Source organism: Natronorubrum sp. A-ect3 (assembly GCF_041821125.1).
GTDB classification, from domain to species: Archaea; Halobacteriota; Halobacteria; order Halobacteriales; family Natrialbaceae; genus Natronorubrum; species Natronorubrum bangense.
The window spans coordinates 132,481-157,511 of sequence record NZ_JBGUBB010000004.1; the positions used below are offsets into that span (position 1 = coordinate 132,481).

Genomic DNA, 25,031 nt, shown 5'->3' on the forward strand with positions numbered 1-25,031 from the left:
CGCTACAGCACGTCGTCGAGGTCGGCGTCGAACCCGAACTCGCCCCACGAGCCCTGAATGGCTGCCCGAAGCGTGGGCGGGTACGACTCGGTCACCGAGACCCGCGGCGCGATATACGCCTCTTCCCAGCGTGGGTCCCACGTCGCGTCGATGTAGAGGCGAGCACCGGTGTCGTCCCGGCTGTAGGTTGGCAGCCGGGCAACTGGGGCGTTGGGTTCGCTGAACAGCCAGTCTCGAGCGGGATGAGCTTTCACCCAGATATCGCCGAAGACCTGCCCGAGGTCGCGCGGGCTGGTGTCCTCGTCGACGAGCACGACCGTATCGAAACAGTCTGAAAAGAAAAACAGGAAGTTCGACAGCTGCCACTCGAAGCCAGCGTACAGGATCTCCGTCGAGATGACGCAGATGCCGAGCCGGCCCGCCGCCGGGAGCAAGAGCCACTCGACGGGCGAGACGCCCCAGTAGTTGTTGACTCGATCGTAGAGCTGTGCTGCCAGTGCGAGCCCGACGAGTTGCAGGTCGTCGGCGAGTGGCACGCCAAGTGGCGTAAACGGAACGATAGCGTTCTCGCGGGTGAACACGCTGGTGACGTCGAGTGTCAACGTCGACCCATCGACGAGTTGCTCCCAGAACGCTCGCTTTTCCGACCGCGTATCCGGCTGTTTGTCGGCGATTTTGGCCTCGAGAACGACCTCAGTCGAACTCGGGACGACCCCGCCGGCGGTCGGGATCACTGGCACTGTCGAGCCGACGCGTCGGTCCTCGATCGGCTCTCCGAGCCGGTCGGTCACCGTCAGGAGCGTCGTCGATGCAAGCGCTTCGGAGGGGACACCCAGTGCCACGGTCACTGCCTCGCCACGAGCGAACCGATCGGTTATCGCATCGGGCACGCGGGCGCGAATGGTATTACTATCGATAACCGTCCCATGAAGTGGCGCCCAGTATGTACCCTCGTCAGTTCCGACCGACAGCAGGCCGAGTGTCATATGCGGCCAGGTCTCTCCTGGCGGCGTCGGAAAGCCGAGTTCCCGCACCGTTCGATCGGTGGCGGTCGCCGCGCGTTCGACGTACGTGACGTCGCGTTTGTCGATCCGCTCGCCGAGTCCGGCAATCGTCTCGAGGACATCGACGTACTCGGGGTCTCGGTCGACGCCAAGGCCGATTCCGAGTCGGGTCCAGGGGTATCGCTCCTGGCGACTCAGCTGGTCGATCCCGCCGTAGACCCCGCTGACGAGGTTGACGCGGTCGTCGGCCGCTGTCAACCGCACTGCTGGTCCATCAGCCCGGAGCGCCTCGCTGGCGATGACCTGTGGCGACGGCGAATCAGGGCGCTCGAGCGAGCAGCAGTCGTCGGTCTTTCGCAGGAACTCGAGGTGGGTTCGAAACGCCGTCATTGGTCCGGCTCGATCGTGTGAGGAGGTTCGAACGCCGATTCGGGAATGCCGGCTCGAGCGAGCAGGTCGCGGGCCTGCTCGCGGGCAGCTCGGTCGCCGATCGACTGGGGCAGCCGGTCGCCGTCGGCGCGGGCATCGATGTACGCTTTTGCCGTCTTAGTCTTCGACGTTCCGACGCTTGCGCTCCCCTTTTCGTCGGGCGTCTGGTAGATGTTGAGCGGCACTTTCGGCATGCGCTCGACACCGAACTGATGAAAGTCCGTGGCAGGATCGGCGTGGAGAGCGATCGCCTCGATCACTGCACGGGGCGAAAGCGGGTTGACGTCGCTGTCGACGAAGACGAAGAAATCGATGTGCAGCATGCCCCAGGTTGTAAAGATGAAGTTCGCGAGTTCGTGTAGCGAGCCGGGGTACGGCCGCTCGGTCGCGATGACCCAGACCGTCTGAGAGGTAAACGGCCATGGAACGGCCAACTCGACGTCGAAGCCGGCAACCCGCAACCCCAGCGTGGCGTCCGGTCCACCCGCCGCGAGGGCGAACGTACTCGTGGAGTTCTCCCCGTAGCCGACACCGCTGCCTTCGACACAGAAGGGGACGTACGGCTGTTTGCGGTGGGTAATGGCGTCGACCTCGAGTACGGGCATCGAACGACGGGGGCCGTTCATATAGCCGAAGTAGTCGCCGAAGGGGCCCTCGTCGAGACGTTCCTCCGGCATCACACGCCCCTCGATGACGATCTCGGCCGATGCGGGGACGGAGAGATCGTTCGTCTCACAGTCAACGAGGCCGACCGGCGACTGCTGGAGCCCACCAGCGAACGAGACCTCGCTTCGCCCCACCGGGATCCACACCTCGGCGGTAGACTCGATGGCCGGTCCGGCACCGATCGTCAGCGCGATGGGCATCGGCTCATCGTTGCGTTCGTACTCGAAGTAGTAGCGGTTCGGCACCTGTTCACCTGCCAAAAAGAGCAGGCTCGCCTGTGAGTCGTCGTGAATCATCGCCCGGTGGCGCGACCAGCTTCCCCACTCGCTGTCGGGATCGGGCGCGACGACCGTCGCGAGTGTCGCGTATCGGCCGCCGTCGCCCTGATGAATGTACGGCCAGGGAAACTCGAGCAAGCTCGCATCCGCTCCCGTCCGGACGACCTCCTTGCAGGGGGCCTCGGCGTCGGAGACGACCTGCGGTTCGACCGGCTCGGAGAGCCGATCGATCATCCCCTCGTAGTAGGCTGGGCCGGAGTCGACCGGGAGGTCGAACGCCCGAGCGAACCACTCCCAGGGTCGGTGCTGGGGGCCGCGGTAGGGATCGCCGACGAGCCGCGCAGCAGTCTCACCACACCGAGACTGGACCGACTCGAAGACCGGGATCTTGTCGTCCGTCTCGTTTGCCAGCATCGTGATCGCGCTCGCCTCGAGATCCCAGGACACCTCGTCAGTGATCCGCGTGAGCGCGTCTTCATCCTCGAGGACGTCGAGAAACGCCCGAAACGATTCAACAGCCATTCAGTGACCCTCGAGTGCCTCTCGAAGCGGGTCGGTTTCGTGTTCGCGTTTGACCTCGACGTACGTCTCGAGCACCGACGGATGCTCGTCGGCGAGGCCGGCATACAGGAGCGCTCGAGCCGCATCTGCTGTCGAGTCGTACTCCCCAGCGTCGACGAGATACTGCAACAGGACGTTCAGATCGCTCGATCTCGTATTGATGACGTTCGATCGCTCCTGTTGGTCCTCGAGCAGTTCCTCGAGTCGGTCTTCGATATCTCTCGTTTCGTCGACGAACTCGATATACCACTGTTCTGTCGTGGTTTCGTGGGGCCCTTTGACAACCGAGAGCGGCTCCGGCTGCTCGAGCTGTGCCGGATCTTTCGAAACGCGCGCCCGGGAGTGAAAGATCTCTTTCGTCTCAGCATCGCGTATCTGCAGCACTGTCTCCGCCCCCTCACCGTTCGGAAGATGCTTTTCAGCAGTGATATACGTGTTTGACATACCCTCAAGCACCGAACTCGTTCCCAGATTCGCTGTGTGTCTGCGACCCGCACGTGCCAGTGTATCAACACTCGATGCGAAGACTATAATGTTTTTGCACGGCAGTGGCTACCGACCGCGGATCAGATCTGGAGTCGCCGATTGTCTCATACGGACTGCTGTCCCGATGTTCCGGCGCGACCGCAGGACGGCTCGCGGTCGTGCCAGCACTGACTGACAACGGTCTGTCTCACCACACGTGCCGACGATGGCTGTGACGACTATGGCTCGAGCCGGAATCGGACCGTCGGTGAGCCATCAAACTGCGGCCCACGACCATGCCGCTCGAAGCCGAGTTCTTTGGCGGCGTCCTCGACTGGTTCCGTCTCCGGTGAGACCAACACCTCGACGGCCATCGATTCGCGTTCGGCGAACCGAACTGGCTCGGCGAGGAGCCGCTCGCACGCCTCATTGGTCCCGTCGAGTTGGGTTACGTGAACCGTGTCTGCTTTGGCATCAAAGCTAATGAAACCCAGTAGATCCTCGGGATCAGAGCCGTTGTACTGTGGGCCATCGATATCCGCGTTCGGATCGTGTGTCCCGTCTTCGGCGACGCGCACCGTCCGATCGTGGACGAGATTCCGCATCACGTCGGTCGGCGAGTCAGCGATCGACGCGAGCGCGTCTGCGTCTGCCTCGAGAGCGTCCCGTACGTTCATCGTCGTGTGGTAATGCTATGCATGAACATAAATCCCGCCTGCGCGTCGAGGGCCTGATAAAAGCGCACCAGATGGGACACAGTTATCTGCTCGCTCTGGTAACGGTGTGGCATATGTGCGAAGTTATCGTCATTCGAGCGGCAGATGAGGTGGCAGTATGCGCGTTGTAGCCAAATTCGGCGGCACGAGTCTCGGCAGCGGTGACCGAATCAATCGTGCTGCAGATTCGATCGCAGCCGCCGTCGAGGACGGCCACGAGATCGCTGTCGTCGCCAGTGCGATGGGATCGACCACGGACGATCTCTTAGACGAGATCACCTTCGAGACGGGCGACGCCGACCGTGCCCAGATCGTCAGTATGGGCGAGCGAACGTCCGTCCGGATGCTCAAGGCCGCCCTGTCGGCTCGTGGCATCAACGCGACGTTCCTCGAGCCCGGCAAAGACGGCTGGCCCGTCATCACCGACGAGTTCGGCGAGGTCGACGTCGAAGAGACCCAGCGACGCGCCCTCGAGGTCGCCGATGACCTCGAGAACACGGTGCCGGTGCTCACCGGCTTCCTCGCGGAAGGAACGGATGGCTCGATCACGACGCTAGGCCGTGGTGGCAGCGACACTACGGCGGTCATGATGGGCAAGTACATGGACGCCGACGAGGTCGTCATCGTCACCGACGTCGAAGGCGTCATGACCGGCGACCCGAACGTCGTCGAAGGCGCTCGCAACGTCGGCGAGATCTCCGTCGACGAGCTGCGGAACCTCTCGTTCCGCGGGGCCGAAGTCGTCGCCCCCTCCGCGCTGTCGTACAAAGACGGCGGCCTCGACGTCCGCGTCGTCCACTATCAGCACGGTGACCTGCTCTCCGGTGGGACGAGCATCGAAGGCGAGTTCAAGAACCTCGTCGACCTGCGCGAAAAGCCCCTTGCCTGCCTGACCGTCGCTGGTCGTGCGATCCGTAACCAGCCCGGCGTCTTCCACCATCTCTCGGAGTCGCTTTCGGAAAACGAAATCAACATCGACGCTGTCGCCAGCGGGATGGACACGGTCACGTTCTACATCGACGAAGACGAGGCCGAACGTGCCGAGAACATCCTCCACCGTGAGGTCATCGCTCGCGACGAACTCTCGAGTGTCACCGTCGACTCACCGATCGCGGTCATCCGCGTCACTGGCGGCGAACTCCCCAACCAGCCGGGGATCATCAGCGAGATCGTCAACCCGATCGCCGACGCCCGAATCCACCTCCAGGATATCATCACGAGCGCGACCAGCGTCGCGCTGTTCGTCGAATGGGACGACCGTGAGGATACCCTCGAGCTGACTCAGGACCTCTTCTAACCACCGACCGGTGGTCCTGCCGTTCTCGACCACTCCTCGAGCGTGTCGTCTACTGATCGAAGGCGGCGCGTAGAAACTGGTAGCAACTCGTGAACGTTCGGTAACAGGGTCGTAACGAAGGCCGGGCGTGAGCCACTCGAGGCCATGAGCACGGAGCCAACGGACGCCTTCCCGGAGGTCGACCCCGACCCTGACGCAGTTCTGGCCGCGTTCGGCATCGATTCGCCCGATGAACTCGCCGCAGCCGACGGTGCCCACGACCCAACACGCGACGAGCACCTCGATGCCGACGACACGACGGCGGCCGACCTGTTCGCCACCCTGCAGGACGTCGATCCGGAGCCACAGCCGGTCGCCGCGGCCGATGGCGGCGACCCGAGTTCGAGCGATGACACCGACGAATCGACCGCGCAGGCCGACGACGACCTCGAGTTCGAGTTCATCGGCGATGCGGCTGTGACGGTTCGCGACGACGGCGACGTGATCGATGAGACGGCGGCCGACCTCCGTGCGCTTACGGCCACAGCCACGGCTGCGGCGACCGACGCTGAACCGGACCCGTCGGCGCAGACGGGTCCCAATACCGACACCACGGCCGACCTGACCCTCGTCGGACCCGAGCCGACGCCGACGCGGGTCGCCAACGAGCGCTTCAACAGCGCTAGCGCCGACGGCCGGTAGCTCCGCCGACCGCTCCGATACCGCTTTCGCCCATCGATGCGCTGATTCGTCCGAGAGCGAACACCCTGAGACACCAGCAGACACGACCTTCCAGCTAGACTGAACACGCGCGGTCGCGTGAAGCGCGTATGGTCGCCTACAAATCGAAGGTCGTCGAACGGATCCATCTCCCCTCCCGAACGCGACGCGAACAGGCGCTCGAGGACGCCGGCTACAACGTCTTCAATCTCGCCGCCGAGGAGGTCTTCATCGATCTCTTGACCGACAGCGGCACTGGGGCGATGAGCGACGCGCAGTGGGCAGCACTCGTTCGAGGCGACGAGTCGTATGCTGGCTCGCGAAGTTTCGATGACCTCGAAGCAGCCGTCGAAGCGGTGATGGGGTTTTCGAACGTCGTCCCGACCCACCAGGGCCGTGGGGCCGAGAACGTCCTCTACGGCAGCCTGCTTTCGGATGGCGACGTCGTGCTCAACAACACCCACTTCGATACGACCCGCGCCCATGTCGCCAATCAGGGTGCTGAGCCGGTCGACTGTCCGGTCGAGTCGGCACACGATCCGACGGCCGACGAGCCGTTCAAGGGAAATTTCTCGCTCGAGGCTGCCCGGGCGGTCGTCGACGACGTCGGCGCTGAGCGCGTTTCGGTTGTGATCCAGACCGTTACGAACAACTCGGCGGCGGGCCAGCCGGTCTGCGTCGAGAACACACGCGACGTCGCGGCGTTCGCGGATGAGATCGACGCGACGTTCGTCATCGATGCCTGTCGGTTCGCCGAAAACGCCGCCTTCGTCGCCCGGCGCGAAGCCGAGTTCGCCGATACCGAGATCGACGACATCGCCCGCGAGCAACTCGGCTACGCCGACGCGCTCGTGATGAGCGGCAAAAAGGACGGGCTGGTCAACGCCGGCGGGTTCGTCGCGACCGACGACGACGCGCTCTTCGAACAGTGCAAGCAGCGTGCGATCCTCTATGAAGGGTTTCCCACCTACGGCGGGATGGCGGGTCGTGACGTCGCCGCGATGGCCGCCGGCCTCAGCGAAGCCGTCGAGGAGGCCTACGTCACGGATCGCATCGAGCAAGTCCGTCGCCTCGCCACAATGCTCGAGGACGCCGGCGTGCCGATCTACACCCCGGCCGGCGGCCACGCGGTCTACCTCGACGCGGGGACGGCCCTCTCTCATCTTCCGCCCGAGGCGTTTCCGGGGCAGGCGATGGTCTGTGCACTCTACCAGGAGGGCGGCGTCCGTGGGGTCGAACTCGGGAGCTTCGCGTTCCCCGATACCGACCGACCGGAGCTGGTTCGGCTTGCAATTCCGCGTCGCACCTACCACACGGAGCATCTCGAGCACGTCGTCGAGACCGCTGTGGCCGTCCTCGAGGAGTCCGAATCGATTCCCGGCCTCGAGCTCGTCTCCGAGCCCGAAATGCCGGAGATTCGCCACTTCACGGCCGAGCTCGAGCCGCTGTCGTCCTGATCGGCCTACATCGAGAGCATCGCGCGAGCGCGCTCTCGAAGCGTTGGCTCCGGTTCGGGCTGGCTGCTCAGACGCTGCTGGGCCATGGTTCGAACCCGCTGTTTTGCCGGTTCGGAGGTCGCGATGTTGACTGCCCAGTCGGGCACCTGTTGTTCGAGCTCTGCCTGTTTCTCCGCTTTGAGCTGGCTGTACTGTCGTAACGCGAGTCCGACGCCGATGAACAGCCCGGCGTCGAGCAGTTCCCGACGGAACCGCTCTCTGTCTTTGCGAATCGCAATCGCCTTGACGAGCGAGAGGCCGCCGATCGCGAGATAGAGTTTCGAGTTCTTCGATGGGTCACCGCGGAGTAGCTGTCCGAGTGGCATGCGACGCGACGTACCACGTTCTTCCGTATAAACTTCCGCTGGAACACGCCTGCATTGCCGTTCGGCTCACTCGAGCGCGGAGACGACGCCCCGATACCGGCGGTCGTCGATCGGCTCGACCGAGAACCCGAGCGCGTCGTAGAACGGTCGAACGCCCGTGTCGAAGCGTGCCGTGAGTCGACCCCGTCGCTCGAGTGCATGCTCGATCAGCGTCCGGCCGATCCCGCGACCGCGGTGGCGACGGCGAACGCCGATGGCCGCAATGTGGGCGCCGGGGTCGTCCTCGAGGGACTCGAGAACGACCGTTCCAAGGATTCGCTCGCGACCGCCGCTGCTTCCGCCGCGCTGGTCGCCCGCGACGAGGACGTCACCGGCGTCGATCCGGCCCTCGACATTTCCGGGCTCGAGCATGGCGGCATCGAGGATGCGCCGGACCTCGAGGGTGTCGTCAGCGGTCGCCGCCCGCACGTGGCCGTCCATTCGTCACGTCCGTTGCTCGACCGTGGCTAACAACGCGTCGATTTCGGGGCGATCCATCGTCGTTCGGCCGCGATAGGTGGCGACGACCTCGAGTTCGTTGACACGGGGAACATCGAAGACGATCGCGGTGGGCATCCGGCCGACGAGGTCGAACTGCTCGCCGAGCGTGCCGAGCCGAATCGGTTGCTCGAAGTGGTCGCCGACCGTTGTGTCCGGGTCTGCACAGAGGGGAAACGGGAGTTCGTATCGGTCTTGCCACTCCTGAACTCGGCTGCGGGGTTCGGGAACGACTGAGACGATCTGACAGCCCCGCTCACGGAACTCGTCGTAGCGGTCGGCGACGGCCCGAACCTGTCGTCGACACTGGCCGGCGTGGTGATCGCGGTGGAGCAACAGGACGAGTGCGTCGTGGGCCGGCTCGACGGCGTCGGTTGTCGTTGGGTCCGCGGGCGCAACCGGCACTGTGAGATCGGCGAGCGCGAGCGGGTCCGGCCCTGGGCCGACGTTCGAGAGCACTATGTCATCGACAACACCGGTCATGTTTCTTACTGCGGGACGCCCCATCAAAACGCTCTGGCTTTCAATGGTCGCACCTGTTCCATGACCCACCTTTGATCAGCCGCAACACCGTCACGTGCTCGCTGTCGACTGGCTGATCTTCCGGCACCGGACGGCCGTCGACGAGCACGCTCACCTCGTGTGGGCTGAGATCGATCTCACGAAGTAGATCCGCGTAGGTCGGCTCCCCGGTCGTGGCCTCCGTAGTAGGGACCGCCTCGAGATCGAACTCGTGGGTGGTCTCGCCTTTGACGTCGACGGTGACGTGCATACGCGCCGTTACGAGGGCACAGACTTGAGCGCGTCGCTCGAGCGCGCCAAACGGATGGGACTCGATGAGTTAGTCGGACGCTGGCCCCTCTGCAGTGACTCCACGTGGCTCGTCTCGGCCCGCCCGTCGGTGGCTATACAGCCCGTACGTGAGCGCGCCGAGTCCGAGCAGGAAAATGAGCAGATTGAGCAGGTCGCCGACGTACGGCAGCTGGGCGAGGGCCGCGCCGCCGACCAGTCCGACGACGAGTGCGAGCCAGCGGTTGCCGACGCCGACCGCCGAGAGCAGCCACGCGGCGACGGCGTAGCGGCCGTAGATGACCCCGATCCAGATCATGAGCGCGAACCCGAACGCGCCGACGATCGCGAACGGAATGCCGACGACCGTGATCGCCAGTGCGATCAGCAGTATCGGGACGGCCACGAGGACACCGAGTCCAGTCAGCCCGGACTTGATGGGCGCGCTTGCGACTCGTCCCGCGACGCGGTCGGAAAACCGCGGGAACAGGGCAAGCAACGCAGCGCCAAGCAGCAGGTTCAACGCGAGCACGTACAGCGAGAACAGCCACGACGCGATCGGCTGGATCGTCGGCGTGAGATCGACGCCGATCGAGGGATCCTGTTCGATCTCGCCGGCGACGGCGTCGGTGTTCCCCTCGAGGGTGCCGCCATAGCGCAGATCGCCCGCAATCGCCGCGTTCTCTCCGAGTGTGATCGTCTCGGCACCGATCTCTGCACTGCCCTCGATCGTTCCATCTATGACGGCGGTTCCGGCACCGATGGCGACGTTGCCACCGACGGTGGCGTCTTCGGCCAGCGTGAAGCTCCCGGCCGCGGTCTCGACGTTGCCGTCGACCGTGCCGTCGATCGTGACGCTTCCCGCGGCGGCTTCGACGTTGCCGCCGACATCGCCCTCGATCCGCACCTCGCCGGCGACCGCGTTGACGTCACCAGTGACCGTGCCTTCGACGATGACCGTTCCACCGAACGCCTCGAGTTCATCGACTGTCTCGCCTTCCTCAACGACGACTGTGCCACCGGTTTGGGCGTCTGACTGGGCGACGACTGGGGCTGGGATCGTCCCGACGAGGACGAGAGCGACCACGGCGACGATGACGACCGCTTGCGAGAACCGATTCCTGCTCATGCGCTATTGTTGGGTCGCTGACGATAAAAACGTACAACAGTGATTTCGGCGAGGAAAACGGTCTCAGGCCCGTGATCGTCACGGCCCGATTCAAATCTGTAGTAACGACTGAAACGATTCACACACAGATCGCATAGCCGTCATGCGATCTGATATGCATTGACTTTCAGTGGCTTCTATACTATACCGTATGATCGCACCGCACACCTGTCTCGAGGGCAACGGCGGCGTTCGGTCGTTTTATCTGCCGGCCACCCCTTTCGAGCGGTATGAGCGAGGCCGACGCCGAGGCGGCGGAGCCGACTCCCGGCAAGACCGAAGTCTGGATCGAGAAGTATCGGCCGGAACGGCTCGACGAAATCAAGGGCCACGAGAATATCGTCCCGCGACTACAACGCTACGTCGAGCAGGACGACCTGCCGCACCTCATGTTTGCGGGGCCGGCCGGAACCGGAAAATGTGTTACTGGAGAGACACCCGTATTGACGAATGACGGCGTTGCTCCGATCTCGACCGTAGTCGGCGATGTCGACGGATTCGAGACACCGGATGACAATCTCGAAATTCTGACCTACGACACCGACGGCTCGTTCGAATACGTCGCTCCTTCACACGTTTTCTCGAAGGAGGCGACTGACCTCGTCTCGATCGAGACGCGAGACGGAAACGAGTTCACGGTCACGCCCGAACACAAACTCCTCGTGGCCGACAAGACGGGACTCGAGTGGCGAGCGGCCGGAACCCTGTCCGGCGACGAACGTATCGTTCGCCCGTTGGAAACGCCGATCGCCGCCGCTGATTCGTCCACATCGCTCGACTGGGTTGCGTCGATGGATGGCGACCGGACGTTCGTGACGGTCTCTGAATCGTTCGCCCAGCGCCACGACATTCCAGCCGAGGAGAACTACGTTGGGCAGAAGAAAACAGTGCTTGGCTATCTCCGCCGCGGCTATACGATCGACGAGATCGCTTCCGAGTACGACACCTCTCGGAACACGGCGGGGAACTACGCACGAGGAATTTCGATCGATCTCGAGGAGTCGTCGACGACCTGCTCGCTGTCGTATCTCCGATCGCTTGACGTCGCGGAGTCGGAGCTTCGGGATCACGTCAAATCCGTGCAATACGTCACCTCGTACAACAATCGATCCAGTCCGATTACGCCGCCGTGGGGCCTCACGCCGGACCTCGCACGCTTCCTCGGACTCGCGATTAGCGAAGCCCGAATCGAGAACGGCCGGATCAAGTTCTACAACACGGACGACGCGCTTCGTGAGGCGTTCGAACGGACCGCACGGGAACTGTTCGACGTTGAGACGACCCGGGGTGTGCAACAAGGCGTCCCCTACGTCGAACTTCGGACGAAGTCACTGCATCACTTCCTCGAGTCCTGTTTCGACGTCTTCGGCGACTCGTCGACATCGGCCATCGGTTCGACGCTCGTTCACGCTCCAGACGACGTTCGAGCGGCGTTCCTGCGGGCCGTCTTCGATTCCGAAGCGTCCGTCGCAGAGCAGGGAACGATCGAACTGTCACAGAAAGACGAATCACTGATTACGCTCTGTTCGTACCTGCTCGCCTCGTTCGGTGTTCCGACGAGACGGAAGCGTCTCGAGAAGACGGCAACGAACGGCTCCGGGCCGAAACGTCAGTATCATGCACTGTATCTCTCAGGTGTCTCGGCGCTCTCGCGATTTGAAGACGCCATCGGATTCAGTATCGATTACAAACGCGAACGGCTCGCCGACGCGACTGGAGGGGCCGGGAATCCGAATCACGACACGATGCCCGCACAGGCTGCCATCGATGACTTGTGTCGGACGCTCGCGCTGCCAAAAGAGCCGCTGGTGACCGAAACGCTGAATCCCGACACCCCCGGCCGCGAATCCGCGCTCGAGGATATCGACCGCGTTCTCGAGGCAGCGTCTGACCGGCTTGAGGCGGCACAGCAGGTCAAACGAGTGATCGAGCGGGTCCGGTCCGACATCCGATCCGTAAGCGCCGTCCCGACGGAGTGGGTCGATCGCCGAGACGCGCTGGAACCGCTTGAAGCGCGAAAAGAAGTCGAATCCACGACGGGAATTCGGACGGACCGGTTGCTCGAGTACGCGGACGGGCGACGGTCCCCAACTGCGAGCCGTGCGGGCGAGTTGCTCGTCACCCTCGAGTCGCGCGTCGAAACACCGGAAACCGCCGCTGTACAGCAATCGCTCCGAGAAGCGATCGACGCACTCGGTGTCTCGGACAACCGGATCGCCGAGGGAACGGAACTGCTCGGCAGGGACGTTCGCCAACTCGTCGAGAACGACGATCACGATCTCGCGTCCCTGCCCCGGTTCGAGACCGTCGCCGATCGGCTCCTCGACGTGGCCGACGAGATGTGTTCGATGGCAGTCATCGAGCAACTGGTCGACTTGGATCGACTTGCTCGCGGGACACTGTACTTCGACCGCGTGACGGCTGTCGAGCAGATACAAGACGAGCGACGCGTGTACGACCTCACGGTGCCTGGAACGCGAAATTACGTCGCGGGTGACGTGCCGACGGTCATGCACAACACCACTGCAGCGCAAGCTATCGCCCGCGAAGTCTACGACGATGACTGGCGCGAGAACTTCCTCGAGTTGAACGCCTCCGACCAGCGGGGGATCGACGTCGTCCGCGACCGGATCAAGGACTTCGCGCGCTCGAGTTTCGGTGGCTACGACCACCGTATCATCTTTCTCGACGAGGCTGACGCACTCACCAGCGACGCCCAGTCCGCGCTGCGCCGGACGATGGAGCAGTTCTCCAACAACACGCGCTTTATTCTCTCGTGTAACTACTCGAGTCAGATCATCGACCCGATCCAGTCACGCTGTGCCGTCTTCCGGTTTACCGAACTCTCGGCGGACGCCCTCGAGGCCCAGATTCGCGAGATCGCCGCGATCGAAGGGATCGACGTGACTGACGACGGCGTCGATGCGCTGGTGTATGCGGGCGACGGCGACATGCGAAAGGCGATCAACGGACTGCAGGCCGCTGCCGTCATGGGCGACGTCGTCGACGAAGAGACCGTTTTCGCGATTACATCGACGGCCCGCCCCGAAGAGGTCGAGGCGATGGTCGACCACGCCATCGACGGCGACTTCACCGCCGCCCGCGCCGCCTTGGAGGACCTCCTGATGGAGCGTGGCCTCGCTGGGGGCGACGTTATCGACCAACTCCACCGCTCGGCCTGGGAGTTCGATATTCCCGAACAAGCGACTGTGCGGCTGCTCGAGCGACTCGGCGAAGTCGATTACCGGATCTCCGAGGGCGCGAACGAACGGCTACAGCTCGAGGCGATGCTGGCGTCGCTGGCACTCGAAAACGAGTAGGCTCGAGCCAGCTGCTGACGGAGTTGTTACGTGAGTTCGGCGTCGTCGACGCCGGAGACCACGACTGTTGTCCCCTTTTCGTCGCTGGTACTGGCAACCGTCCAGCCATACGCGTCGGCGATGCGTTCGACCGGGCCGCTGTCGATCCCGGTCCCGTCTGCTGTGGCCAGCGATTCGGGGATCGGAACCGTCTCGAGGCCCCCATCGCCGACTGCGGGCACACAGCTCGTGTCGTGGCTGCTGATGGCGAACCCGTCGTCGGTGCTGCGGACGACGACGGCTCTGTGCTGTGTCTCACCGTCTCGTTCGTGTTCGAGGACCGTCCGAAAGAGCTGTTCGAACAGCTCTTGGAGGCGTCGCTTGTCCGCCTCGAGGATTCGATCGGTGGCCTCGGGGGTGACGAGTCGGGCGTCGCCGGTCGCGACAGAAGCCCAGGCCCGCCGTGCGATGTCGTGGACGGCGACGGGCTCGAGTTCGCCGACGTCCTCGTCTCGACGGGCGATCGAGGCCAGCTCGTCGACGCGCTCCCGAAGCCGGGTCTGTGCCTTCTCGACCGCCGCGAACTGCGCTCGAGTGCCGGTTCGGTCGGCAGCTTCGAGATAGCTGCCGGCGATGTGCAACAGCGTCTGGACGTCATCCTCGAGCCCGTCAGCGACCGTTTCGAGCCGCGACTGAGTGGCAGCCAGTGTTCGTGCCTGCTGTGTTTTTCCGGTGACGTCGCTGTAGATGACGAGTCCGTCTGACCGACGGTCGGTCGCCTCGAGCGGGCAGGGGACGACGGTCAGTTGGAACGTACGAACGCCAGTTGCAGTGTCGTGGCGGCTGGTGAACTGTCGGCACTCGGCCGAGCGGGCGACCTCGGACAGGACTGCGCGTTGTCCCGCGACTCCGGGCGGGACGACTCCCTCGTCGCCATCGATTGGGCTGTCGACGAGCGTCTCGCGATCGATGGCGAAGACGTCGACGAAGCTGTCGGAGACTGCACGCACGAGGAGGCGATCGTCGACACGTTCGTATTGCAGCGCCGGCTCGGGAAGGGCCTCGAAAGCGGCCCGAAACGCATCGCTGGGTTCCGAGTCGGCCGCGTCCTGACAGACCCACTCGATCTCGTCTGCGAGATGTGAGATGGCGTCTTCGGTCCCCTTTCGGACGTAGCCGTCGACGCCCTCGGTGGCATGTGCCGTCCTCGGCGCGTAGGCGGCGTCGGTAAAGAGCACCAGCGGCGTCTCCTCGCAGGCTTCGCTCACCTCGAGTAAGCTGGCCCCAGAGGCCGTCGTCGGGGTTTCGGCGAAGACGACGCAGTCGACGTCGACCACCCACGTACTCGGCCTTCCGGCCGACGCCGTCGACAGTGGGTAGACCGTCCGCTCCCGGCCCGACGGGACGGCCTCGAGTGCAGTGGCTCCGTCGCGGGCTGTCGCTTCGCTCCCCGCAAGGTAGAGCACTGTCTGTGGCCGCGATGTGTGGGTCATGGCAGCAGGTGGTTCGTCTGTTCTGGTACGGAATCTCCACCTTGATAAAGATACACCGAATCCAGATACAATCTCCTATCAACACAGTCACCTGTCGGATCGGCGCGGACGAAATCGGCTCGCACAGCGACTCGCTGTCCGGCACAGATCACCTACACATTTCGAAATAAACGTTGCGGAACTGTTTTAGGCGCTGGCTAGCGAACACACGTGTAATGAGCGAACTGGCGGACGAATACCGCCTCGAGTACTTCGAGGAGGAAGGTTTCGAGCGCAAGGAGTGTCCGAGCTGTGGTGCGCATTTCTGGACTCGCGATCACGACCGGGAAACCTGCGGTGAGCCCCCCTGTGAAGAGTATGGCTTCATCGAGAACCCCGGTTTCGACAGCGAGCACAGCCTCGAGGAGATGCGTGAGGCGTTTCTCTCGTTCTTCGAGGACCACGGCCACGAGCGAATCGACCCCTACCCGGTCGCGGCGAACCGCTGGCGTGACGACGTGCTGCTGACGCAGGCGTCGATCTACGACTTCCAGCCACTCGTGACCAGCGGGGAGACGCCGCCGCCGGCGAACCCGTTGACGATCAGCCAGCCCTGTATCCGGATGCAGGACATCGACAACGTCGGGAAGACGGGACGACACACGATGGCCTTCGAGATGATGGCCCATCATGCGTTCAACACGCGCGAGGACGCGCCTGACGAGTACGCCTACGAAGGCGAAGTCTACTGGAAGGACAAGACCGTCGAACTCTGTGATGGCTTCTTCGAGTCGCTGGGCGTCGATCTGGACGAGATTATCTACATCGAAGATCCATGGGTCGGTGGCGGCAACGCCGGACCCGCGATGGAAGTCATCTTCCGCGGCGTCGAACTCGCGACGCTCGTCTTCATGTCGATGGAGCAAGACCCCGACGGCGAGTACGAGATGAAAGACGGGAACCGTTACAGCCCGATGGACACCTACATTGTCGACACGGGCTACGGGTTAGAGCGCTGGACGTGGGTCTCCCAGGGGACGCCGACGGTTTACGAGGCGGTCTACCCCGATATGATCGAGTTCCTCAAAGACAACGCAGAGCTCGAGCACACCGCCGACGAAGAACAGCTGATCCATCGCACCGCCAAGCTGGCGGGCCACATGGATATCGACGAAGCCGAAGACATGGAGACCGCCCGCGGCGAGATTGCCGCCCAACTCGATGTTGACGCCGGCGAACTCGAGGCGCTGATGGAGCCGCTCGAGGACATTTATGCGATCGCAGATCACTGTCGGACCCTCGCCTACATGCTCGGCGACGGCATCGTCCCCTCGAACGTCGGGACGGGCTATCTCACCCGAATGGTGCTTCGCCGAACCAAACGGCTCTGTGACACTGTCGGTGTCGACGCACCGCTCGACGAACTCGTCGACATGCAGGCCGAGCGCCTCGAGTACGAAAACCGTGATACGATTCGTGACATCGTCCGCACCGAGGTCGAAAAGTATCGCGAGACACTCGAGCGCGGCGGTCGCCGGGTCGAGACGATGGCCGAGGAGTACGCCGAGAAGGGTGAGCCGATCCCGGTCGAGGAACTGATCGAACTCTACGACTCGCATGGCCTCCAGCCCGATATGGTCGAAGAGATCGCCGCGGATGCGGGAGCCGACGTCGACGTGCCAGACGACTTCTACAGTCTCGTCGCAAAGCGCCACGAGACGCCTGAGACCGCTGAGACGGCTGTGGAAAGCGAAGACGAACGCTTCGCGGATCTTCCCGAGACGGAGAAACTGTACTACGACGACCAACAGCGAACGCAGTTCGAAGCTGTCGTCCTCGACGTCTTCGAGCGCGAGGAGGGCTACGACGTCGTGCTGGACCAGACCATGTTCTACCCCGAGGGCGGTGGCCAGCCCGCAGACCGAGGGACGCTCTCGACGGACGACACGACCGTCGAAGTCGAAGACGTCCAGATCGAAGACGGCGTCATCCTCCACCGAACGGACGAGAACCCCGGTAAAGGCGGGTTCGTCAACGGACAGGTCGACGGCACCCGCCGGCGACAACTCATGCGCCACCACACGGCGACACACATCGTCATCCACGCGGCTCGACAGGTCCTCGGCGAGCACATTCGGCAGGCAGGCGCCCAGAAAGGCGTCGACGCCTCCCGGATCGATATGCGCCACTACGACCGCATCAGCCGCGAGGACGTCAAGCAGATCGAGTCACTCGCCAACGATATCGTGATGGACAACACCGCCGTGACACAGGAGTGGCCCGACCGCCACGATGCAGAGTCCGAACACGGCTTCGACCTCTATCAAGGAGGGATCCCGCCGGGCGAACAGATCCGACTGATTCACGTCGATGAAGACGTCCAGGCCTGCGGTGGCACCCACGTCGCCCGCACTGGCGACATCGGCGCGATCAAAGTGTTGAACACCGAACGCGTTCAGGACGGTGTCGAGCGAATCACGTTCGCTGCCGGCGACGCCGCGATCGAGTCCAGCCAGCGCACCGAAGACGCACTCTATGAGGCTGCAGACATCCTCGACGTTGCACCGGCGGACGTGCCCGACACGGCCGAACGCTTCTTCGAGGAGTGGAAAGGGCGCGGCAAGGAGATCGAGGACCTGAAAGAACAGCTCGCTGCGGCTCGCGCCGGTGGCGGTGGCGGTGGCGAGGAAGTCGACGTCGGTGAGACGACTGCCGTCATCGACCGAATCGACGCCGACATGGGTGAGCTGCGCGCGACCGCGAACGCACTCGTCGAGGACGGCAAAATCGCTGTCCTCGGCAGCGGTGAAAGCGGTGCCCAGTTCGTCGTCGCCGTCCCGGACGATTCGGGTGTCAACGCCGGTGAAGTCGTCGGCGAACTCGCCGGTCGCGTCGGCGGCGGCGGTGGCGGTCCACCGGACTTCGCACAGGGTGGCGGCCCGAACGTCGACGATCTCGACGACGCACTCGAGGACGCGCCGGACGTGTTGCGGCAGGTCCAAGACGCATAAACTCGCTTCGCTCTGCGTTCTCGGCCGAATCGTGAAAAAACGGTTTTTGCTCGTGACCACCCCCTGGTGAGCCTCGGGCTCGGGGGTCGACACTCGCCTGCGTTCACTCTGCGATTCCGCAGTAGTCGATCGCCGACGTTGCGAGCGTCTGTGCGGTCTCGAGCAGTGATGTGACCGTCGTGTACTCGTCGACGCCGTGGAGGTTCGGGCCGTACGGCCCCGCCGTGACGACGGGGACGTCGTAGTATCGCTTGTAGAACCGTTCGTCGAGTGCGGCGTTGCCGCCGACGAACGTTCCGTCCTCGCCGATGATCGACTCGGCGTTTTGGGTGACGATCTCGACGATCTCGGCATCTCGAGGGACTTCGTGCGGAGCGGCGTTCCAGCCGGTCCACTCGATGGTCGGCGGGTTCTCGGCAAGCCATTCGTCTTCGCTGGCTGCGTTCTCGATCGCGCTTTCGATTGCGTCGCGAACGTCGGCACGGCTCTCGCCCGGTGGCCAACCGACGCGTCCCTTCATGAGCATCTCGGCTGGAACCGACGCTGGCCAGTCGCCACCCTCGACGACGCCGATATTGATGTTCGTCACGTGACCCTCGAGCGAGGGATCGGCCCCGTAGGCAGGTGGGAAGTCGATGGTCGCTTGTCGCTGGTCGTTGAGCTCGTTCAACGCCGACGCGATGTGGCTTGCCTTGTCGAAGGCGCTGACACCCTGGTGTCCCCAGGCTGCATGGGCTTTCTTCCCCGGAACTGTCACGTCGAAGAACATCACGCCAGCGCTGGCGATGCCGACGTTCGGAAGGCCAAACGGCTCGGGAACAATCGCGGCATCCGGAACGTACCCTCGCTCGAGGACCGAGAGAAGGCCACCGACACCACCAGCTTCCTCTTCGATCGTACTCTGAACGTAGAGGTCGCCTGCGAGGTCGATACCCTCCTCGGCGAGTACGTCGACGGCGAGCAGTATTGCGGCAAGTCCGCCTTTCATGTCCGAGACGCCACGGCCGTAAATCTCGTCGCCGTCGCGACGGAGTGTCCACGGATCGGACTCCCACGCTGATTCGGGGTCCGCGGGAACGACGTCGATGTGCCCTGAGAGCGCGAGCGTCGGTCCGTCGCCTGCTCCGGGGACTGTCGCCACCGCGTTCTCCCGTCCCTCGTATCCGTGTTCGTCGTACGACGACGTCCGGAAAAAGCCGGGGTGGTCCTCGAGTGCGTCGACACTCGGCTCCCATGTGTCGACCTCGAGTCCGAGCCTGTCGAACTCCTCGAGCATCACTGCCTGTCCACAGTATTCGTTTCCGGTGATCGATTTCGCGGCGACGAGGCGTTCGAGGGTTTCGAGCAGCTCACGCTCGCTCGCGGCGATAGTTTGTTCAACTCGTGTTTTTGCGGTCTGCGTGTCCATGCTGGGTGATGGAGCTTCTCAGGGATATACATATTCGTCTGCCCGTAACAGAGATAATAACTCATTTGTGGGCCACCACTGACCAGAAACAAAAGGAAAGATGATGTTGTGCGAACAAAATATGATCTTGGGAACCCTAATCCTATTCTAAATTAACGATTCTCATGAACGATATCTGGCGAAAAGGTTATCAGTTCCTGATTCTTGTGGCCAATTGGCATGGACAGACGAACTTTCGTTAAATCCGTTGGTGTTGCGAGTGCAGTTGGAATGACCGGCCTCGCTGGCTGTCTTGGCGGCGATGGTGACACGCGAACCTGGATGATCCCGTGGGGAGAAGGCGGCGGAACTGACACGTACGCCCGCCAGATGCAACCGCTTGCAGAGGAGGAACTTGACGGCTCAATCGAGATTGAAAACCGTGAAGGAGCCGGCAGCATGATCGGCAGCGAATGGCTTCACGGTCAGGAAAACGATGGAAGCGTGTTCGGGACGGTGAACCCTGCCGGCTGGAGTTTCACCTGGCGGGCGTCGGGAATCGATGACTGGCATCCCGATGATTTCGAGCCAATCGCTTACTCCGGTATTTTCGGGTACACGCTCATCGTGAACGACGAGTACGAAATCGAGAGCTTCGACGGTCTCCGTGACGCGTACGAAGACGGCGACATCACTGGCTTTGGCTACCAGGGTGCTGGCAGCGACAGTCATCTGGCAACGCTGCTTCTCAGAGACGAGTACGACCTTAACTACGACAATGCCGTTCCGTACGACGGCGGTGGGCCGGTGCAGGAGGCCGTTATCTCCGACGAGGTCGGTGCCGGGTTCGCGACGAATACGTCTGCAGTCTCGGCCGAGGAGTCGGGTGAGGCGTCTGCTGTTGTCAATCTCATGGACATTGACCTCACCGATACGTTCCCGGGTATCGATTCAATCACGAATTACGGTGACAGCCTGGCCTGGCTCACCGAGTTCTACCAGGTGCAGGTCGCTCCACCGGAGACGCCTGAAGACGCGCGACAGGAGATCTCGGAGGCGATTCAGTACGCGTGTGAACACGAGGAGACACAGGAGTGGATGGAAGAGACCGGCAACATCGTCGAGTACGGCGATATGGATGACGCTGCAGACCAGTACATCGGCAGCGTTGACACGATCGAAGCAAACGTCGATGAAGCGATCGGTGGCTTCGACGAATTCCAGGCCATGGCTGAGGAGGCCGAGGAAGACGAGTAACCCTCTCGACAACACACAACTCACTCTCTACGCCCTCTTCGTTTACATAAAGTGATGGGGATATGAATCAGGACTCAGACAGACTCACTACCAGAAATGTTACACACTGAACGCAGTACTGCAACTTGTATTCGTACGCGCCGACCCGCGACGCTGCAGGGAATACGGGTGGCCGGCATCGAACGCGCCGTCTTCGAACTCGGAGCCGTCGACCGAAAGCTATCATGGATCAGGAACACACGCTGATCGACACAGTCCGTCACCGCGTTGCTCCCGCCCTCACAACCCTGGCAGATGGCGGTGAGAGAGTGTTGGGCGAGCGACCGACGATGGAACACGTATTGCTTCTGTTGTTCCTCGTTGTCGGCGTATACATGTATCAGGGCGCATCTGAGTTCGCGCCGTCAGCACAGACGTTCCCCCGAATCATGGCCGGTGCAACGGTCGTGTTCTCGGTGCTCTTGCTTGTCCGCAACTATCTCACCGTCGCCGGTCCAGTGTTCGGTGTCCTCTTGGGAGGCTACCTCGTCTACGTCGGCGGGAGCGCGTTCCTCGACACCGGAGACGGACTTGGATACCTGATTCCGGGCCTCGTCCTCTTGGGCGCAGCTGTCGTCTTCCGCGAACGGTTCGGCGCTGCCGTCGAGTCGTTCGTCGCGGAGCCCGTCCAGGTGATGGGTGGCGACGACGTCGACAAGCCCCCGCAGACAGACGAGGACAGTCCGGAAGCCGACACCGAGTCGGAGACCGAAGACGAGAACGGATCGGCTGCGATGTACGTCTACGACATTGATGATCCACGAGGACCCGTCGTCACCGGAGCGCTCTGTGTGGTATACATGCTGCTGACGTTTTCGATCGGGATGCTGTATGCGACACCGATCTTCGTCGCGCTCTGGACACTCTGGGTTCGGATGGACACGATCAGAGCAGTCGCGATGACCGTCGGTAGCTTCGTCATCGCCTTGCTCTTCTATGACTTCGTCGAGCGGGACGTTGCCAGAGGGTGGCTCACCGGTTGGCAGCCGCCGACGCCAATCGATTTGCTCGCGCTCTCATCGCCAGGTAACACCGTGTTGCCACACGCGACCGACGGACTGGCACACGCCGTTGCCGTGCTCCAGTGGGGTGTGATCGTATGACGTTGGAATCGTTCGTTGGTGCGGTTGAAACGCTACTAACCCTCGAGACGATGATCTGGCTGCTCGCAGGCATCATTATCGGGATCATCGTTGGCGGACTCCCCGGTCTCGGACCGCCGCTCGGGATGGCGATCATCCTGCCGTTGACGCTTCCGATGGAGGCCTCGAGTGCGATCATCCTGCTCGTAGGGGTCTACAGCGGCTCGATGTACGGCGGCTCGATCGCTGCGGTGTTGATCAACACGCCGGGGGTTTCCTCGTCGGCAGCGACGATGTTCGACGGCTACCCGATGTCAAAGCAAGGGCGAGCAGCCACAGCGCTGGCGATTTCGGCTACTGCCTCGGCCATCGCTGGACTGTTTACCATCACGGCGTTGATCCTGTTCTCGCCGGGCTTGATTCAGATGGTCCTCGCGGTTGGGACCCCTGAACGCTTCCTCGTTGCGATCCTTGGGTTGGCGATGATCACTGTCGTCACGAAAGGATCGGCCGCGAAAGGACTGCTTGCAGGCGTCGCGGGGCTGCTGGTCACGACGGTCGGCGTCGCCCAACCGATCTCACTCGATCGCCGGTACGCTGAATCGCTGTACCTCTACGACGGCATCGACTTCGTCGCGGTGCTCATCGGGCTGTTCGCGATCGCTGAGATGATGAAACTCGCCGGACAGAAAGGTGGCATCGCCGACGGTGATGTCAAAATCGATAAGGCAGGAATCAAAGAGGGGGTCGTGTCGACGCTCAAACACCCGATGACGGTCTTCAAATCCGCGAACATCGGAATGATCGTCGGTGCGATTCCCGGTGCGGGTGCAACCGTGTCGAACTTCGTTGCGTACACGGAGGCAGTCCGCTCCTCGAACGATCCCGACTCGTTCGGCTCCGGCAACGAGGTCGGTGTGATCGCCTCGGAAGCGTCCAACAACGGAACCGTGGCCGGCTCGCTCGTTCCCGCGATCTCGTTCGGCATTCCAGGGAGTTCCTCGACTGCCGTCCTGATCGGCGGCTTGCTCATGCACGGCCTTCGACCGGGTCCAAACATGTTCGATGCCTCCGGCGAGCTTCAGCTGACGTACACGCTGTTGTTGGCGTTGCTCGTCGGAAACGTCGTTATCCTCATCGTTGGCCTGTCGATGGTCACCCGGCTCAGCTACCTGACGAAGATCGACACGAACTACATCATTCCGATGGTCGTCGTGCTTTCGTTCCTGGGGACGTACGCATTGCGCGGGAACCCGGTCGACGTACTGACGATCATCCTGTTCGGGGTGATCGGCTTCTACATGGTCCGGTACAACTACTCGGTGATCGCGTTCGTCCTCGGGGTCGTCCTCGGTGACATCGCCGAAGGGAACCTCTACACCGCTCTCCAGATCTCGGACGGCTCGTACATGATCTTCATCAATCCGTTCGAGTACGGCCGCTGGCTGTCGTTCGTGCTGAGTGTCCTGATCGTCCTCCTCGTCTTCGGACCGTACGTGAAACGATGGCTCGAGAACAGACAGTCGGCATGAGACGACACCACAGATAGCGCACTCGTCTCCTCTTGTCTTCGTTTCTTCGGACGATCGATTCTCCTGTTCGTTCGCATTCGAGTCTATACGTTTCCGACTGGCCACATCCGAGTGCAACTCGAACACGAACCGACTCCCGCTGGTATTTTGCCGTCCCCTCCCCAGAGTCGCGTATGGAGTTTTCGACGACCTGGAACGACGCGCTACGGTCGTTCGCCGACGAACTGTGTCGGTTCGAGACGACCGCCGGGAACGAGCAGGCCGCCCAGCGCTGGCTCGCCGATACCCTCGAGGAGTGGGGGTTCGAGACCTACCAGTGGGAGGCAGATCCCGAGGTCCTCGCGAACCACCCCTCGTTCCCCGACGATCCAACCGCCATCGAGACGGCAGCCCGACCGAACGTGGGTGGTGTCCTCGAGTTTGGCAACCCCGATGCGGGGCAGACGCTCGTGTTGAACGGACACGTCGACGTCGTTCCGGCCGGCAACGGCTGGGACGCAGACCCGTTCGAGCCGCGCTGGACCGATGGCGATGGCGAGACAGGCGAGACGCTGACCGCTCGTGGCGCGACCGATATGAAGTGCGGACTAGCAGCGTGTGTGTTCGCGGCACGACACCTCGCGTCGGCGGAGCCTGCCATCGACGGCCGGCTCGTCGTCGAGAGCGTGGTCGGTGAGGAGGAAGGCGGCATCGGCGCGGCGGCCGCGGCGCTCGAGAACCCGTATCCCTTCTCGCGAGATGCGGCGATCGTCGCCGAACCGACCCAGTGTCGGCCGGTGATCGCAACCGAAGGAAGTCTGATGAAGCGTCTCCGTCTCGAGGGGCGGTCGGCACACGCGGCGACGCGCTGGCACGGCCAGTCGGTCCTGCCGCCGTTCGAGCGGATCCGTCGCGCGTTCGACGATCTCGAGGCCGAACGCGGCGAGCGGGTCACGCATCCGTTGTACGAGGAGTTCCCGATCCCGTGGCCCGTTTGTGTCGGCCGCGTTGAGGCCGGGAACTGGGCGTCGTCGGTCCCGGACGAGCTCACGGCGGAGCTTCGAATCGGCGTTGCGCCGGGCGAGACGGTCGACGAGGTCGAACGAGAGTTCGAGCAGCGACTGTCAACGCTCGTTGCAGACGATCCGTTTTTCGACTCGAACTCGCCCGACTTCGAGCGGTTTTCGATTCAGTTTGAACCCGCCGAGATCGATGCGGACGAGCCGATCGTTCGGGCGGTCCAGGACGCGATGGCGTCGGTCGGGTTGACAGCGACCGAGCCTCGAGGGGCGACCTACGGTGCCGACAGCCGTCACTACGTGCACGCAGGGATCCCGACAGTGGTGTTCGGTCCCGGTGACATCCAGCAGGCACATTTCCCCGAGGAGTCGATCGAGTGGGACGACGTGTTGACGGCCGGTGAGACGATCGCGACTGCAGCGAGCGTGTTTCTGACGAACTGACCTCGGTTGCTGGCGCTCTCGAGCCGTCCCCGAGGCGTCGTCCCGAACCGAAACGGTCGCCTTGCTCGGCCCATCCAGT

20 protein-coding genes are annotated in these 25,031 nt (G+C 63.0%); 9 read left to right on the top strand and 11 right to left on the bottom strand.

What is annotated here, in order from left to right:
- Window positions 1–2 precede the first annotated feature (2 nt).
- The 4 genes from ACERJA_RS14585 to ACERJA_RS14600 all read right to left on the bottom strand — a co-directional run bounded on the left by ACERJA_RS14585 (window position 3) and on the right by ACERJA_RS14600 (window position 4,080).
- A complete protein-coding gene (locus ACERJA_RS14585; protein WP_373608988.1) occupies window positions 3–1,394 on the bottom strand; it encodes a prenyl carboxy-lyase in 1,392 nt (463 codons plus the stop codon).
- Window positions 1,391–2,899, bottom strand: coding sequence for a UbiD family decarboxylase (locus ACERJA_RS14590; protein ID WP_373608989.1), 1,509 nt, complete (start codon window positions 2,897–2,899; stop codon window positions 1,391–1,393). The genes ACERJA_RS14585 and ACERJA_RS14590 overlap by 4 nt, the downstream gene beginning before the upstream one ends.
- Entirely contained in the window at window positions 2,900–3,382 is a 483-nt protein-coding gene (locus ACERJA_RS14595) for a ubiD operon protein (protein ID WP_373608990.1), read from the bottom strand.
- Between the two features lie 260 nt (window positions 3,383–3,642).
- Window positions 3,643–4,080, bottom strand: coding sequence for a hypothetical protein (locus ACERJA_RS14600; protein ID WP_006065350.1), 438 nt, complete (start codon window positions 4,078–4,080; stop codon window positions 3,643–3,645).
- 157 nt (window positions 4,081–4,237) lie between these two features.
- Between ACERJA_RS14600 and ACERJA_RS14605 the strand changes: the two genes are divergently transcribed.
- From ACERJA_RS14605 to ACERJA_RS14615, 3 genes are all read left to right on the top strand, one after another.
- Complete coding sequence (locus tag ACERJA_RS14605) at window positions 4,238–5,416, top strand: aspartate kinase (RefSeq protein ID WP_373608991.1); 1,179 nt, start codon at window positions 4,238–4,240, stop codon at window positions 5,414–5,416.
- Window positions 5,417–5,560: 144 nt separating this feature from the next.
- A complete protein-coding gene (locus ACERJA_RS14610; RefSeq protein WP_373608992.1) occupies window positions 5,561–6,097 on the top strand; it encodes a hypothetical protein in 537 nt (178 codons plus the stop codon).
- Window positions 6,098–6,225: 128 nt separating this feature from the next.
- Window positions 6,226–7,572, top strand: a complete 1,347-nt coding sequence (locus ACERJA_RS14615) for a tryptophanase (protein ID WP_373608993.1) — start codon at window positions 6,226–6,228, stop codon at window positions 7,570–7,572.
- A gap of 5 nt (window positions 7,573–7,577) precedes the next feature.
- Here the strand turns inward: ACERJA_RS14615 and ACERJA_RS14620 are convergent, their stop codons facing one another.
- The 5 genes from ACERJA_RS14620 to ACERJA_RS14640 form a co-directional block, all read right to left on the bottom strand.
- Complete coding sequence (locus ACERJA_RS14620) at window positions 7,578–7,937, bottom strand: hypothetical protein (protein WP_373608994.1); 360 nt, start codon at window positions 7,935–7,937, stop codon at window positions 7,578–7,580.
- A 66-nt stretch (window positions 7,938–8,003) separates the two neighbouring features.
- Window positions 8,004–8,417, bottom strand: a complete 414-nt coding sequence (locus tag ACERJA_RS14625; RefSeq protein ID WP_373608995.1) for a GNAT family N-acetyltransferase — start codon at window positions 8,415–8,417, stop codon at window positions 8,004–8,006.
- 3 nt (window positions 8,418–8,420) lie between these two features.
- On the bottom strand, window positions 8,421–8,957 hold the full coding sequence (locus ACERJA_RS14630; RefSeq protein WP_373608996.1) for a redoxin domain-containing protein: 537 nt from the start codon (window positions 8,955–8,957) through the stop codon (window positions 8,421–8,423).
- Window positions 8,958–8,997: 40 nt separating this feature from the next.
- The gene (locus tag ACERJA_RS14635; RefSeq protein WP_373608997.1) at window positions 8,998–9,246 is read right to left on the bottom strand and encodes a ubiquitin-like small modifier protein 2; all 249 of its coding nucleotides are present in this window, start codon (window positions 9,244–9,246) and stop codon (window positions 8,998–9,000) included.
- A 69-nt stretch (window positions 9,247–9,315) separates the two neighbouring features.
- Window positions 9,316–10,392, bottom strand: coding sequence for a polymer-forming cytoskeletal protein (locus ACERJA_RS14640; protein ID WP_373608998.1), 1,077 nt, complete (start codon window positions 10,390–10,392; stop codon window positions 9,316–9,318).
- Window positions 10,393–10,661: 269 nt separating this feature from the next.
- Here ACERJA_RS14640 and ACERJA_RS14645 point away from each other — a divergent pair, with 269 nt between their 5' ends.
- Window positions 10,662–13,751: a replication factor C small subunit gene (locus tag ACERJA_RS14645; RefSeq protein ID WP_373608999.1), complete on the top strand. Its 3,090-nt coding sequence runs from the start codon at window positions 10,662–10,664 to the stop codon at window positions 13,749–13,751.
- Between the two features lie 26 nt (window positions 13,752–13,777).
- Here the strand turns inward: ACERJA_RS14645 and ACERJA_RS14650 are convergent, their stop codons facing one another.
- Window positions 13,778–15,223, bottom strand: a complete 1,446-nt coding sequence (locus ACERJA_RS14650) for a sensor histidine kinase (protein ID WP_373609000.1) — start codon at window positions 15,221–15,223, stop codon at window positions 13,778–13,780.
- A 215-nt stretch (window positions 15,224–15,438) separates the two neighbouring features.
- Here ACERJA_RS14650 and alaS point away from each other — a divergent pair, with 215 nt between their 5' ends.
- Window positions 15,439–18,213, top strand: coding sequence for an alanine--tRNA ligase (gene alaS, locus ACERJA_RS14655; protein ID WP_373609001.1), 2,775 nt, complete (start codon window positions 15,439–15,441; stop codon window positions 18,211–18,213).
- Window positions 18,214–18,316: 103 nt separating this feature from the next.
- Here the strand turns inward: alaS and ACERJA_RS14660 are convergent, their stop codons facing one another.
- Window positions 18,317–19,621: an ArgE/DapE family deacylase gene (locus tag ACERJA_RS14660; protein WP_373609002.1), complete on the bottom strand. Its 1,305-nt coding sequence runs from the start codon at window positions 19,619–19,621 to the stop codon at window positions 18,317–18,319.
- 219 nt (window positions 19,622–19,840) lie between these two features.
- Here ACERJA_RS14660 and ACERJA_RS14665 point away from each other — a divergent pair, with 219 nt between their 5' ends.
- The 4 genes from ACERJA_RS14665 to ACERJA_RS14680 all read left to right on the top strand — a co-directional run bounded on the left by ACERJA_RS14665 (window position 19,841) and on the right by ACERJA_RS14680 (window position 24,952).
- A complete protein-coding gene (locus tag ACERJA_RS14665; protein WP_373609003.1) occupies window positions 19,841–20,857 on the top strand; it encodes a Bug family tripartite tricarboxylate transporter substrate binding protein in 1,017 nt (338 codons plus the stop codon).
- A 224-nt stretch (window positions 20,858–21,081) separates the two neighbouring features.
- On the top strand, window positions 21,082–21,999 hold the full coding sequence (locus tag ACERJA_RS14670) for a hypothetical protein (protein WP_373609004.1): 918 nt from the start codon (window positions 21,082–21,084) through the stop codon (window positions 21,997–21,999).
- The gene (locus tag ACERJA_RS14675) at window positions 21,996–23,510 is read left to right on the top strand and encodes a tripartite tricarboxylate transporter permease (RefSeq protein ID WP_373609005.1); all 1,515 of its coding nucleotides are present in this window, start codon (window positions 21,996–21,998) and stop codon (window positions 23,508–23,510) included. Before ACERJA_RS14670 ends, ACERJA_RS14675 begins: the two co-directional genes overlap by 4 nt.
- 173 nt (window positions 23,511–23,683) lie before the next feature.
- Window positions 23,684–24,952, top strand: a complete 1,269-nt coding sequence (locus tag ACERJA_RS14680) for an ArgE/DapE family deacylase (RefSeq protein WP_373609006.1) — start codon at window positions 23,684–23,686, stop codon at window positions 24,950–24,952.
- Window positions 24,953–25,031: the final 79 nt, after the last annotated feature.